The 15,397-nt window shown below is 57.7% G+C and carries 6 protein-coding genes; all 6 read left to right on the top strand.

Annotation, left to right across the window (positions count from 1 at the left end; all coding sequences use genetic code 11):
* Window positions 1-183 precede the first annotated feature (183 nt).
* The 6 genes from BLS50_RS18745 (at window position 184) to BLS50_RS18725 (ending at window position 15,089) form a co-directional block, all read left to right on the top strand.
* Window positions 184-9,516 carry a hemagglutinin repeat-containing protein gene (locus tag BLS50_RS18745; RefSeq protein WP_080486890.1) on the top strand — a complete coding sequence of 3,111 codons (9,333 nt, stop codon included), beginning with the start codon at window positions 184-186 and terminating at the stop codon, window positions 9,514-9,516.
* A gap of 7 nt (window positions 9,517-9,523) precedes the next feature.
* Window positions 9,524-9,946, top strand: a complete 423-nt coding sequence (locus tag BLS50_RS35420; RefSeq protein ID WP_124620272.1) for a hypothetical protein — start codon at window positions 9,524-9,526, stop codon at window positions 9,944-9,946.
* A 412-nt stretch (window positions 9,947-10,358) separates the two neighbouring features.
* Window positions 10,359-11,798, top strand: a complete 1,440-nt coding sequence (locus BLS50_RS18740; RefSeq protein ID WP_074803365.1) for a UbiA family prenyltransferase — start codon at window positions 10,359-10,361, stop codon at window positions 11,796-11,798.
* Window positions 11,795-13,003: a hypothetical protein gene (locus BLS50_RS18735; RefSeq protein ID WP_311767687.1), complete on the top strand. Its 1,209-nt coding sequence runs from the start codon at window positions 11,795-11,797 to the stop codon at window positions 13,001-13,003. Before BLS50_RS18740 ends, BLS50_RS18735 begins: the two co-directional genes overlap by 4 nt.
* Window positions 13,000-13,338: a DMT family transporter gene (locus tag BLS50_RS18730; protein ID WP_027808358.1), complete on the top strand. Its 339-nt coding sequence runs from the start codon at window positions 13,000-13,002 to the stop codon at window positions 13,336-13,338. Before BLS50_RS18735 ends, BLS50_RS18730 begins: the two co-directional genes overlap by 4 nt.
* Window positions 13,339-13,421: 83 nt before the next feature.
* Window positions 13,422-15,089, top strand: a complete 1,668-nt coding sequence (locus BLS50_RS18725; RefSeq protein ID WP_249191712.1) for a ShlB/FhaC/HecB family hemolysin secretion/activation protein — start codon at window positions 13,422-13,424, stop codon at window positions 15,087-15,089.
* Window positions 15,090-15,397: the final 308 nt, after the last annotated feature.

Genomic DNA, 15,397 nt, shown 5'->3' with positions numbered 1-15,397 from the left:
CGCAGTGGATAAGAAGAGACCAATTGTGAGCGATGTCTCGCAATCGCGACATGCATGAGAGGCATTGTCGCCCTGACTATCCGTTGCAAGCGCGTTCAAAGCCAGACGGCGAATTGCGTCCGGTCCTATCTGCGCTGAATTCAAATGAGATTGCATGCAGGGACGCAGTGCGCGTTACGAAGAATGAACAAGAAATGCTATCGGGTTGTGTTCAATCAAGTGCGCGGCGCGATGATGGTCGTTCAGGAAAACGGTACTTCGCCGCAAGCAGCCAGGAATTCTAAAGGCGTGAGCACGCCATCGAGCCTGCGGATCGTTTGGCAACCGATTGCAATGGCGGCTGCATTGTTGTTCGGTGTGCCGCTATTCAGTTTCGCGCAAATCGTGCCGACTCCGGGCACGAGTACGCATGTGATTCAGACGCAGAGCGGCATCCCGCAAGTGAATATTGCCGCACCGTCCGGCGCCGGCGTATCGGTGAACACGTACAACCAGTTCGACGTACAAAAACCGGGCGCGATCCTGAACAACTCGCCGACGATCGTGAACACGCAGCAGGCGGGGATGATCAACGGCAACCCGAATTTCGGTGCAGGCCAGTCCGCGCGGATCATCGTCAACCAGGTCAACAGCAATGCGCCGTCGCAACTGCGAGGTTACGTCGAGGTCGCGGGCAATCGCGCCGAAGTGATCTTGTCGAACAGTGCCGGTATTCAGGTTGACGGCGGCGGATTCATCAATACGTCGAGAGCCGTTCTCACCACCGGCACACCGTATTACGGCGCCGATGGATCGCTCGGTGGATTCAACGTGTCGCGCGGCCTGATTTCAGTCAGCGGTGCTGGCCTGAATGCATCGAATGTCGATCAGGTCGACTTGATTTCGCGCGCGGTGCAGGCCAACGCAGCCATTTACGCAAAGAACCTGAGCGTCGTCGCGGGTGCGAACCAGGTCAACCATGACACGCTGGCGACGACACCGATTGTCGGCGACGGTGCCGCACCCGCTATCGCCATCGACGTGAGCCAACTCGGCGGTATGTACGCGAACAGGGTCTTTCTCGTATCGAACGAGAACGGCGTGGGTGTCGCGAACGCCGGGACGATCGCGGCACAAGCGGGCGACCTGACGCTGCAATCCAACGGCCAGCTCGTACTCGCGGGCAAGACGACTGCGAGCGGAAATCTCACCGCAACCGCAAACACTGTTCAAAACAGCGGCACGACGTATGCGCAACAGAGTACAAACGTTTCAGCAGACGGTACGTTGTCGAACAGCGGCACGCTCGCCGCACAGCAAAATACGATGGTCAGTGCGGGCACCATCAATTCGACCGGGACGCTCGGCGCGGGTGTCAATAACGATGGTTCCGTCGGAAAAAGCGGCGATCTGAATCTGTCGAGCACCGGCCAATTGACGGCGACCGGGCAGAACGTTGCGGGCGGGAGCGCGTCGATTTCAGGTGCTGCCGTGAACCTCGCGGGTAGCCAGACGGCCGCGAACGGTAACGTGTCGCTGAGCGCAAGCGCCGGGGACCTCAACCTCTCGAATGCGACAACGAGTGCGCAGGGCGTTCTCGATGCGAACGCAGCGGGTGCGTTGATCAACGATCACGGCACGCTGTCGAGCCAAGGCAACGCGACGTTGACCGCAGGTAGCATTTCGAATCAAAGCGGCAAGATCTCGGCGCAAGGTCCGCTGAACGTGCGGTCGGACGGCGCAATCGCGAATCAGGGCGGCACGCTGGTTTCCGACAATGCGATGCAGGTGCGCGGCGGTGCAATTGCGAACAACCAGGGCACGATCCAGAGCGCGGCCGGAATGAACATTTCGGGAAGCTCGCTGAACAACAGCGCAGGTCGCGTGACGTCGCTGAATTCGGATGGTTTGTCCATTACCACGACGGGGCAACTGACGAATGCTGCCGGTACGACCGCACTCGACGCCCAGGGCGGTGTCATCGGCGGCAACGGCAGCGTGACGATTCAATCGGGCAGCGTCGTGAACCACGGCACGGTCAGTGCACAAGCGAATCTGAATGTCGGCACGCAATCACTGGACAACGGCAGCGGCACGTTGTCGGCGGCGCAAAACGCAGTGATCAATGCGGGTGCGCGGTTGACGAACGGTTCGGGCAGCATCACGGCCGGACAGTCCGCGACCGTGAATGCCGCGACGCTGAGCAACGATGCGGGTTCGATACAGGCAGCGCAGTTGTCGCTCGGGGCGACGAACTTGTCGAACCACGGCGGCACCATTACCCAAACCGGGACTGGCGCAATGAATGTCGCCGTCTCGAACGCGCTCGATAATTCGAGCAACGGCGTTATTCAGACCAACAGCACGGACCTGATCCTCACACCCGCAACGCTGATCAACGACCACGGGAAAATTACTCACGCCGGAAGTGGTGCGCTGTCGATTTCGACCGGCGCTTTGTCGAACCAAGGCGGCACGATCGCGACCAATGGTGCATTGCTCCTGAAAGCGGCAGCCGTATCGAATAGCGCAGGTACGCTGGCTGCGCAGCGACAGGCGGCGCTCGATGTGCAGTCGCTCGATAATCATGCGGGCGGCTACGTCGGTGCGGACAGCATTACGCTGAAGGCTCAAGGCGCTGTCGACAACCGTGCGGGCATGTTCGAAGCGAACAACGGCGTTTCAGTGACGGCCGACAGTCTCGCGAATGATGGAGGATCGCTTAAAAACGTGGGCACGCGCGCGCTGTCGCTCACGACGGCAAATGCACTGACGAATACAGCGGGCGGAACCATTGGCGGCAACGGAGACGTTTCGGTGTCGGCGGGCAGCGTCGATAATTCCGGCGGTTCGGTGCTGGCTGGGCAAGCGCTTTCGGTGCAGTCGAACGGCGCGTTTGCGAATGCAGCCGGTCTTGTTCAGGCGAATGGGAATCTGTCGCTGCGAGCACAGGGCGCGGTCAACAACAACGCAGGGCAAGTCGAAGCGAACGGTACGAATTCGACGCTCGCGCTGTCGGGGAGCAACGTCGACAACAGCGACGGGCGTATCGCGAATATCGGCAGCGGTGCAACGACGATCGACGGCGGCGCGTCGATCACGAACACGAACGCGTCCGGCAAAGCGGGGACGGGCACGATCGGCGGTAATGGAGATGTTACGCTGACCGCGCAAACGTTGACGAATGCTCAAGGCGGCCAGACGCTTTCCGGGCACGATCTGACGTTGAACGTTGCAAATAGCGTAAGTAATGCGAGTGGTGTGCTGTCGGCCGCGAACAACCTCAAGTTGAGCACGGCAAACGCTGCGCTGTCGAATCAGGCCGGATCGATCCGTGCAAACGGTGCACTGTCATTGAACACGGCATCGATCGACAACGCCTCCGGCAAAATCGGCAACGACGCAGGCAGCGGCGGCAGTATTTCAATCCAGACCGGCACGTTTGCCAACCAGAACGGCGTTATCGGCAGCGATCAGGACCTGACGTTGACCGCGAACACGTTGAGCGGTGACGGATCGATCGTAGCAGGCCGAAACGGTGTGGTGACACTCGGGAGCGACTACACGCAGACCACGGCGAACAAGTTGCACGCAAACGGCGACCTCACGTTTTCCACGTCGGGCAAGCTGACGAACCAAGGGGTGCTGGATGCCAACGGCGCGCTGACGGTGAATGCCGCGAACGTTGAAAACCAAGCGGGCGCCGATCTGAATTCCAGCACGACGACCGTCAACGCGAACGGCGGCACGATCGATAACGCAGGTCGCATCGAAGGCGATACGGTCGCGACCAACAGTGCGACGTTGAACAACACCGCGACGATCATCGGGCGTGAAGTCACCGCCAATGCGAGCACGATCACCAATACCGGGGCAGCGGCGGTAATCGCCGCTGCCGAACGGGTGAATTTATACGCGGCCAACCAGTTGTCGAACACGGGCGGCGCGAATGTCTTCAGCGTTGGCGACATCAATATCGCCGCGAACGGTCAGCGAGACGCGAACGGGTTTCTCGCGAACCGTACGCAAAATGTCTTGAACGATCAGTCCACGATCGAAGCGCAAGGCGGTATCGAACTCGCAGCGGGTACGTTCACGAACACGCGTCCGGCTCCCGAGATCACCACTGAAACCACGAGCACGTCGAGCAAGCACGAAACGAAGCGCCAGAAATACATCGTGTGCGCGACGATGAATGCGGACCCGAACGGCGGGTGCTCGCAGGCAATGTGGGTGAACGGCTATAAGACGCCGCTCACTTCGACCTATAGCCCTTCGCAGGTTGTATCGGAAACGTCTGGACCGAACGTGACCGACAAGGTGTTGGTCGTGAACGTGAACGGCAAGCAGCAGACGATTTACTACAACACGCTGACGACCAATGCGGATGGTACGGTTACGGTCAACTATTGGGATGCGTACGATCCGCACGTCAACTACGTTCCGGATACGGAATACACGACGCGCAGCGACGGCCACAACGGCTACCAGCGTGTCGAAATCTGGCGCGACACGACGACCACGGTTCAGCAGGACAAGATTGCAAGCCAGGCGCAGCAAGCGCAACTCGTGGCTGGCAACAAGATCGTGATGAGGAACGTCGGCACGATCGACAACGAATACAGCGCGATCGCGGCCGGCGGGTCGATCAAGATTGGCGATTCGAATATGTCGGGCAGTGCAGGCTCAGGCAGCTACGGTGGTACGGTCGTGAACAACGTCGGGCGGACGCTGTATCAGTATCAGACCGACAACGTCGTATCGATGTACGCGTGGAACGAGGATACGACGCGAGATCGCGGAACGATCGTTCAGCCTTCGAAGGTGTATGCACCGGTTGCCATCGGCGGCACGGGCGGCACCATTATCGCCAACCAGTCGGTGATCATCGACGCGAAGGATGTCAACAACCAGAACGTTGCCGCGCAGAATTCTTCGACTGGCGCAACCGGCGGCACGCTTGGAAATAATTCGGCTAATGAGGGCGTATCCGGTGGCAAGTTGACGCCAGTCGGTGCCGCAGGCGGCCAATCGACACCAATTGGCGCGCAGCAATCGGTTGCGAATGCGTCCGGCGCATTGCCGATCACGTTACCGGCGAACGGTCTTTATTCGATTCACGACGCACCGGGCCAGCCGTACCTGGTCGTGGCCGATCCGCGCCTGACGAGCTATACGAAATTCATTTCGAGCGACTACATGCTCGGCCAACTGAACCTGAACCCGGCGAGCATCGAAAAGCGCCTGGGTGACGGGATGTACGAGCAGCAGATGGTGCGCAATCAGGTCACGCAACTGACAGGGCGCACGTTCTTGCCGGGTGCCGAGGATGAATATCGTGCTCTGATGACGAACGGGGCGAACTACGCAAAAGAGTTCGGCCTCGTGCCGGGGATGGCGCTGACGGCCGCGCAAATGGATGCGCTGACGAGCGATATCGTATGGCTGGTCGATCAGACGGTGACGTTGCCGAACGGCAGCACGACGCACGTGCTGGCTCCTGTCGTCTACATGGCGCAGACGCACGCGAACGATCTGCAACCGACTGGCGCGTTGATCGCGGCGGACGACGTGGAGATTCATGCGACGGGTAGCACAACGAATTCCGGCGTGATCAAGGGCGGAACGAAGACCGTGCTGACGGCGACGGATATTTTGAATCGTGGCGGTACGATTTCGAGTAGCGGCAAGAACGGCGCGACGGTCGTGTCGGCGAGCAACGATGTGGTCAATGCGTCGGGGAAGATTACCGGCGGTCGGGTCGCCGTTCTGGCAGGGCGCGATATCGTCAATACAACGCTGGTCGATGCGGTTGGCGTGAGCGGTGCATCGGGCGTGAGCAAGGTCAGTACGAGTCTGATCGGCCAGCAAGGCACGATCGCAGCGACAGGGGGTCTCGCCGTTCAGGCTGGTCGCGACCTGACGCTGCATGGAGCAAATCTGTCGGCTGGCGGCGATGCGACGGCAATGGCCGGCCGTAACATCAATGTCAATACGGTTCAGTCGACCACGAACCAATCGATGCGATTGAACGATCAACGCCACTGGGAAGAATCCACCACGAACAATGTGGCGAGCGGCATCAAGGCAGACGGCAATCTCGTCATGCAGAGCGGTAACGATACGACGCTCAAGGGTGCGACCGTTTCGGCCGGCAAAGATTTGTCGGTGATGGCTGGCGGCAATCTCACAGCGACGACGGTCACTGATGCCGCCAAACTCGATAACGTCGCGACTGACGGGCGCGCACGCAAGGAAGTCGATCATACCTACGACGAAACCGCTGTCGGCACGAGCTTCTCGGCTGGTCGCAATGCAGCACTGTCGGCCGTCAACACCGCTGATGCGACGAAAGGCAATGTCACGCTGACGGGTTCGTCGGTTACCTCGGGTACAAACAGCGCGACGCCAGGCGGTGTGACGATTGCCGGCAACGGTAACGTGACGATCAACGAAGGCCGCGAGGAACACGACAGCTATAAGAACGTCCAGACGAAGCGCGGCAGTTTCGTATCGGGTTCAACCACCAAGGAGTCGCACGACACGCAAGCTAATATCGGTGTCGCAAGCACGGTTTCGGGCGACATCGTGAGGATTCAATCCGGCAAGGACATTACAGTTCAGGGCAGCAATGTAGTCGGCGCCAATGATGTCGATCTGAAGGCGGCGCGTGACGTCCGGATCACGACTTCGCAGGACACGGTGAAGTCGGCCAACAGCTTCGAGAAAAAGGAATCGGGCCTCATGTCGAATGGCGGCATGTCGGTGTCGATCGGCTCGCGCTCGATGACGGATCAGCAGCATTCGACGGAAGTTACGAACACCGGCAGCATGGTCGGTTCGCTCAACGGTAATCTGAATGTGACCGCCGGGAACGACCTGCACGCGACCGGTAGCACGTTGCACGCAGGTAATGACGTGTCGCTCGAAGGCAAGTCTGTCAAGATCGATTCGGCTTACGACACGATGAGTCAGGCGGAACAGCAGCAATACCGACAGGCCGGCGTGACGGTGGGCGTGACAAGTCCCGTCATCGCTTTGGCGCAGACTGGCAGGCAGATGGTCGACGCGGCCGGCAAGACCAAGGGCGATGCGCGTTTGACCGCGCTTGCGGCAGCAACGACGGGCCTCGCTGCGAAGAACGCCTATGATGCAATGGGCGGCGGCGATCCCGCTGCGCTCGGGAAAACAGTCGGCGTCAATATTTCCGTAGGTGCGAGCAAGAGTGACAATCAATCGCAATCGCAAGCTAGTACGGCGATTGGTAGCACGGTATCGGCCGGACGAAACGTATCAGTGAAGGCACCCGGCGCTGGTGCGGATAGCAATATCGATGTGATTGGGAGCACGATTTCGGCTGGAGGGAATGCCAAGCTCGCTGCTGACGGCAATGTGAATCTGCAGGCGGCTGAAAGCACCAGCAGCCAGTCGTCGAAGAATAGCGGTGGAAGTTTTGGTGTCGGCGTATCGATCGGTGGCGGCAAGCAGAATGGCATCGCATTTACGGCGGGCGTCGCGGGGAATCGCGGAAACAGCGATGGTCATTCGACCGCCTGGACGAATACGCACGTTACGGCAGGCAACACGCTGACGATTCAATCCGGCGGCGATACGAACATCAAGGGTGCGGTCGCATCCGGCAAGCAAGTCGTCGCGGACGTGGGCGGCAACCTGAACGTCGAGAGCTTGCAGGACACCGACCATTACAATTCGAAGCAACAGGGCGCAGGCGTGTCGGTCAGCGTGTGCGTTCCGCCGTTGTGTGCCGGCCCGTCGAGTGTATCGGGCAACATGAGTCAACAGAAGATGAACAGCGACTACTCGGCAGCTGGCGAGCAGTCGGGTATCAAGGCTGGCGACGGTGGTTTTCAAGTCAACGTAAAAGGCAATACGGACCTGAAAGGCGGCGTGATCGCGAGTAACAACAAGGCTGTACACGAAGACAAGAACAGCCTGACGACGGCTACGTTGACGACCAGCGACATCGAGAATCACGCGTCCTACGATGCGTCGTCGCTCGGGATTTCGGGCGGCTACGGCGGAGGTATTGGCAAGAACCAGAAAGGCACCGCCGATAACGTGAATCCGGTGGCAGGAACCGACTTGCCGAAGACTGACAGCGAATTAGCCGTTGCGCCCCCTGTCGTGCTCGGTGCATCAGATGATGCGAGCTCGGTCACACGTAGCGGGATCAGTGGTGGTTCGCTCAAGATTACCGATAACGTCAAGCAACAGCAGATTACGGGCAAAACCGCTGACGAAACGGTCGCGAGCGTCAATCGCGATACGTCGAACACGGGTGGTGCACTCGCGCCGATCTTCGACAAGGACAAGATCCAGGCTGGCTTCGACATCACGAGCCAGTTCGTGAATCAGGCCGGCACTTTCGTGACCAACCGCGCGAAGGAAGCGGATGCAGCGAAAGCGGCTGCAAACGATCCGAATCTCACACCGGAACAACGCGCAGTGGCCCAACAACGTGCCGATCAGTTGACCGCAGAATGGGGGCCGAGCGGCACGTATCGTCAGGTGTTGACTGCGCTCACGGTTGCGGCCGGCGGCAACGTAACGGGAGGTATGGGTCAACTCGCGCAAAATGCGACGATCGCATACGTGCAACAGCTAGCCGCCAATCAGGTCAAGCAAATCGCCGACGGCCTCGGTAGTGACGAGGCGCGCGCAGCACTCCATGCGATCGTGGGATGTGCTGGCGCGGCGGCAGGCGGTCAAGCATGTGGCGCTGGTGCGATGGGGGCAGCGGCAAGCTCGGTGATCGGGAGCTTGATGGCTCCGACGACCAATATGTCGGCAAAAGAGCGCGAAGCTCGCGACAATCTCGTGTCGAGCTTGGTTGCCGGCGTCGCAGCGATATCGGGTCAGGATATCGCAACGGCAGCGGGGGCAGGCAAAATCGAGGTGGAGAATAATCAGGCGGCGCCGCTGCAGATGGCACCCCCACCCACGTGGTTGTCAGGGTTCAAGTTACCGGGCTATACGGGACAGGGGCGGAGCAAGGACGACAGCAGCATTGTCGACAACGCGACCGAGCTCGATCCGAGTGCGAAGGCGGGGCCGTTGATCAATCCGATGCCGGATGAGAAGACTGTCAACGACTGGGTTACGGAGCTTATCCCAGATAAATTGAAGGGGCTCGTAGACTACATTATTAATTCGATCGACGGGAAAAACGCTAGTGTTCCTCCGTCAATCACGGGAAGCGACGGAAAGCTGCCGGCCGGTATCGGGGGAGTGGGCACGCCAATTCCGATGCCACCAAGCAGTAACCCGAACGTGACCGCAGAACAATTTGCAAAAGATGCATTCAATGGCCAGACGCCTCTGAAGGTGGTCAACAATGTTACCGGGGAGGGAAGTTGGGTTGCAATTTTGCCGGATGGAACTGCGGTGACGTATCGCCCCGCTGGACAGGCATCATCCAAGACTGCTGGCGATACAGCTACCGTGGAAATAAATAACTCAGAAGTTAAGGCAATCAATAGAGGCGAGATTGCGAAATTTAAATTCCCTGGAAAGTGAGATCATCATGGATGCCTTCCCAAAAATCGATTACCAGAGGCAACTTATCTTAGCTGGACTCGATGATTTTTATCCTAATGCAGTGCTTCCTCATGTTTTTGGTGGGCAATTCGGCCCAAGCCCTGGAAAGTGGAGGCAGGCTGTCATCGAATTTCTCTGCATTAATGTTCGGGTAGGTATGCTCGAGTGTATACATCGAAAAGAAATATCTGGCGAGAATGGCGCGGTTTTTCTGAGGGAATTGTTGACTCTTGGTGACAAAAAAAACCAGATTGATGTCGAGATATTGTGGAATGTTTTATATTTCAGCTCAACCCCGAGTCTTGATCGGGCGCTGGAAGAGTTTGAGTTAAATGATTGGGAGGCGGTCAATTGTGATGTGAATTATGAATTTGTTGAATATCTCGAGAGAGTATATTGCAAATCTTAGGCCGATGAAAAGTGGTAGGATTTCCAGGGTGGCGCTTTAGTTCGCCAGTCGGGGTGAATCACTCTATGCGGTTGAGTGCATGCGTCGGGGTTGGGTAACGCGAAATGATGATGAAATCTTGATGAGGATTAATTCCATAGTGATCCGCCTGCTATCTTGTAACGGGACGCCATTTCGGATGAAATTCTCTCGGCAACAGCCAAATGGACAGTAGTGGGAAATCTAGATGCCGTTTCGCCTGAGCATATCCCGATTAATTTGTTCCGGCGAATTTATGAATTGGTCGATGCGGATTGACCGTGTATTTCGTAAAAATTTTTTTGCCGAAAATAAAGCATGATGTAAGTGTAATTATTTTTTAATAAAACACGAATATATGAGGGCGACGAATCATTCGATTTAGTCACAAGAAATGCGAGAGACCAAAAAACTTCCGCTCGTCGTTGATTTGGATGGCACGTTGACAACTTCGGACACCTTGATGGAATCCGTGATACGTGTCGTCAAGCGACAACCTACGAACCTCCTGCGCCTGCCTTTCTGGCTCGCGCGCGGTCGCGCCGCCTTCAAGGCCAAGGTCGCAGAGCACGCCGATCTTCGAGCGGAAATGCTTCCGTACCGCGAATCGCTCATCGACTACCTCACCCGAGAACGCGAGAACGGTCGAAAAATCGTGCTTGCAACTGCCGCACATTGTTCGATCGCTGAGCGTGTGAGTACGCATCTCGGCCTGTTCGATCGCGTCATCGCTACCAGTGGCGACACGAATCTCAAGGGCGAGGCGAAACTGGCCTGCATTCGCGAGCAGATCGGCGACGACTTCGTGTATGCGGGCGATAGCAGAGCTGACTTGCCGGTTTGGGCCGGCGCGAGAGGTGCCGTACTTGCTGGCGTTTCGTGTGATGTCGCCGCAGATGTTCGCAGCCACGTTCCCATCGAACACGAGTTCACGAATGTACGTGCAACGTTCTCCACATGGTGCAAGGCCCTGCGTGTTCACCAATGGCTAAAAAATCTGCTGCTGTTCGTCCCACTGCTGACGGCCTTTGCATTCCTTGACGTAGACAAAGTCGGCGTGCTCGCACTGGCGTTCTTGTCAATGTCGCTTGGCGCGTCGGCAACCTACATCGGCAACGATCTTTGGGATCTGGACAGCGATCGCAGACATCCACGAAAGCGCAATCGTCCGTTTGCGAGCGCGGTGTTGTCGATCAGTCAAGGCATCGCATGCGCAGCGGTACTGCTGACATTGGCGTTTGCATTGGCATTGGCGGTGTCAGCCGAATTTACCGGCATGTTCGTGCTCTATCTGCTCCTGACGACTGCGTACAGTTGGCGCTTGAAGTCAGTCGTGCTACTCGATGTGGTCGTTCTGTCATTGCTGTACACGTACCGAATCGTCGCAGGGGCAGTTGCAGGGGAAATTCTGGTGAGTCGATGGCTCCTTGCGTTCTCCGTGTTTGCTTTTCTCAGCCTCGCTCTCGTGAAACGTTGCTCCGAGTTGGTGTTCTTGCGTCAAAGCGACAAAAACGCGACGGTCGGTCGGGATTACCGAGTGAGCGACCTCGAAGTCCTTTGGCCATTTGGCATCGGTGCTTCCCTCGCTGCTGTGGTCGTGTTTGGTCTGTTCATCAACGCCCCGGAAACGGTAGCTCGTTACACGGTTCCGCACCTTCTCTGGTTCGTGCAGATCGGCTTGATCTACCTGTTCGGTCGTCTATGGATCGCAACAGTGCGTGGCGTCATGCACGACGATCCGATCGTCCATATTCTCGAGAATCGCGGTAGCTTCAGCATGCTTTGCATCATGGTGGCGATCGTGCTGGCCGCTCACTTCTTGCCAGCTCCGTGAGCGGCACAATTCCTATGACAGAAAAAAACCGAAACCGCGTGCTGGCGTTCTGCCGCTTCGCCATCGTCTATGTGCTGCTGTTCGTATGCGCGGGAAACATCACCAACAGCATGTTATTGAAGTGGGGCTTTCGTGACGACCAGAAAGGGGATTTTGCAACCAGCTACAGCCTCGTCGGCATGATGAACGGCGAGGCACCGAAGCCGTATGTCTATCGCTCGTCGTTCCCGCGAGGCGCAAAATGGGTAGCCGAACAGCTTGGGCAGGAAAAGCAGGAAAAGCTTTTTAAATCGATCAAACGGCATGATTCGCTGCACAACGCCTATTTCACAAGTGTGCCGGACGAGTATTGGACACCGGTCGTGGCACTCGTCTATCACCTGACGTACATCGCGGTCGTGTTATCGATGCTGTTCGCGCTGTTGCTGGTCTACAAGCTGGCCAAGCTCCACGGCCTGAATTTCGGGCAATCCGTCGGCTTTCTGGCGGCGTTCGGCTTCGTCTATCCGCTCACGTTTCAGCAAGGCGGTTACTACTACGACTTCTTCGAACTGCTTGGCGTACTCGGTGCGTGCTATTTCCTGCTGAAGAAGCGGATGCTGGCATGCACGCTGATGGTTTCCATCTTCTCCCTGAACAAGGAGACGTTCTTCCTGGTTCCACTTGCGCTGTTCTTCCTGCACGAGCGCGACGTTCCGGTATTGAAGCGAGTCGGTTGGCTGGTGCTGCAACTTGTAATCTGTGTCGGCACTCGCCATTTCATCATGAGCGGGTACGATGCGAATGCGGGTGGTTTCGTCGAATTTCACGTGTGGGATAACCTGAAATTCTGGCTTAATCCCTTGTCTTACCTGTCGTTCTACAACCTGATCGGTAAAGGCATCTTTACGCCAAGTCTCGAAAATCCGCTGATGCTTGTACCGCTGGCGGTGTTCTTCGGCTCGGCGTGGCGCGCGACGCCACATCGATACCGCATCTTTTTTTTTGCGGCATTCCTGCCGGTACTGGTGTTGTTCTTCTTTTTCGGCTACCGCGATGAGGCGCGAAACTTTTCGGTCGTCTTTCCCGCCATCGTACTGATCGCGCTCCATGGCGCGAATCGGTTCAATGTGATTTTTGATGGAAACACGGGTGTATCCGATGACACCCGCACAAACACCAGGCCGCGGCCGGATGTGGCAGTAGTGACGGAAGCCGCGCGGTGAACTGGCTGATCGTCGTCGCGAGTGGTTTTTTCGGCGGTCTCGCGAGCATATTGCTCCGAGTGGCGGCTCTCAAGGGAATCGCACTTGGTGAGTCGAGCATGTTGCCATGGATCGCCCGCGGAGCAGCCATAGGTGCCTACGGTATCGGGTTCCTCCTTTACGCAATCGCGCTGCGCAAAACAACGCTGGGCGTTGCGTATCCGGTGATGGTGGCGATTTCCATGCTCGTGGTGTTGTCGTTCACGACATTACACGAACACCTGTTGCGGCCGATGCAGGTCGTCGGCGCTGTCGTCATCCTGATTGGGGTCTGGATGGTCACGCGGTACGCGTAATCGAGAGAATCAAATACATGAAGAACAAAATCCGACGGAGTAGCCTTGTCGCCGGATCGTTGCTTATTGCATCGACCTGTGCGATGGCACAATCGGTACAGCCGCTTGGCAACGAACAACAGGCCCGGCAGCAGGAAGAAGCGCGCGAGCGTGAACGAATCGTTTCTGCGCCAAGAGTGCGTTCTAGTGTCGCTGCGAGTGCTGGCTATCCAGCGCTTCCGACCGAAACACCGTGCTTTCGCATTGACCGCTTCACGCTCGATGTTCCCGATTCCCTGCCGGACGGCGTGAAAGCACAGGGGGCATCCGTATTGCCGATGGATCGCTTCACGTTCGCGCGTGAATGGCTTGAACACTACACGGGGCAGTGCGTCGGCAAGCAAGGGCTTGATCTTCTCGTCAAAGCGTTGTCGCAGGACATTCTGTCGCGCGGCTACATCACGACGCGCGTACTGCTGCCCGAACAGGATTTGTCCTCCGGCACGTTGAAAGTCTCGCTGATTCCCGGTGTGATCCGGCACGTGCGTTTCGCCGATGAAAAACTACGCGGCACATGGAAAACCGCGTTTCCGACGCGCGACGGCGAACTGTTGAACCTGCGCGACCTCGAGCAAGGTCTGGAGCAGATGAAACGCGTACAGAGTCAAGACGTGTCGATGCAAATCGTTCCCGCCGACGTGCCGGGCGAAAGCGATGTCGTGCTCGATGTGAAGCGTGGCAAGCCGTGGACAGTCGTTGCATCGATCGACAACTCCGGCACGCGCGCGACCGGCAAGTTACAGGGCAACCTGTCGATCGGTATCGATAACCCACTCGGGTTAAACGACATCTTCAACATCGGTGTGAGCCAGGACCTCGAACTCGGCGACAAGCGCCTTGGTTCGCACGGATGGAACGGTTTCTATTCGATCCCGTGGGGCTATTGGACCGCGACGTTATCGGCCTACACGAACACGTACTACCAGCAAATTGCTGGCGTGAATCAAACATTCGTTGCAAGCGGGAATTCCAAGACGATCGATTTCAAACTGGCACGAGTGCTTGCCCGTAGCCAGAACGACGTATTCGGCGGCTATGTCCGCTTGTCGCGCCGCTTCGGCCAGAGCTTCATCGAAGATACGGAAATCCCGCAGCAGCGGCGCAACAACACGTTCGTTGAATTCGGCCTGACCGACCGTCACTACTTCGATGGGGCGCAGTTCGACGGCACGCTGGCGTACCGACAGGGTGTCGGCGGCTTGGGTGCCCAGGACGACATTCCTTCTGCTGGTGACGGTTCGACTTACCGCTTCAAGATGGCGGTACTCGACGCGAATCTGTCGGTGCCGTTTGCGATCGCGCAGCAGCCGTTCCGGTACGTGACGAGCATCCACGGCCAATACACCGGGAACTCGCTGCACTACATCGACGACTTGACGATCGGAAGCCGCTATACGGTACGCGGTTTTGACGGCGAAACGATGCTGGCTGCGGCGCGCGGTTTGTACTGGCGCAACGAACTGCAGATGCCGATCGGACAGACCGGACAAGCGATTTATGCAGGGTTGGATTACGGCCGTGTATGGGGGGCGCAACCGGTTGCGCTGGTCGGCACGCAGTTGGCCGGAGCAGTGATTGGCATCAAGGGCAGTGTAGCGACACGTTTCGGCGGCTATGGGTACGACCTGTTCGCAGGAACCCCGATCTACAAGCCGTCCGGATTCCCGACAGCGCGCGTGACGGTCGGATTTCAGGTGACGGCTCAGTTTTGAGCGGGATCGTGAGGCCCGTTGTTGTATTTTGCATATTGGCACCAACCTCCACTTTCACCCGCCGCGATTTCCCCAAAAATCGCCTGGCATGAAACCGCCAATCCTCCCTATAATCCCGCCTGCATATTGCGTGCGCGAAATTGCGCACATTCGACGCGCGTTCGTTCGCGCCGAAAGCGATGAATCCCGTTGCCGCTCGTCACGCGCACAGCCGCGTCGCGCGGGCCGCTCGGGGGTATTCGGTGAAAGGCTCGATCCGTTTTTCCGGATTGTTCCGGAAAGGTCGGATAATCCGCAGCAATTCCAAC

Origin of the sequence: Burkholderia orbicola (assembly GCF_900100915.1) — a bacterium.
In the GTDB taxonomy this organism is placed as follows: Bacteria; Pseudomonadota; Gammaproteobacteria; order Burkholderiales; family Burkholderiaceae; genus Burkholderia; species Burkholderia orbicola.
The sequence above is the reverse complement of the archived record's forward strand: the minus strand, read 5'-3'. Positions and strand labels throughout refer to the sequence as shown.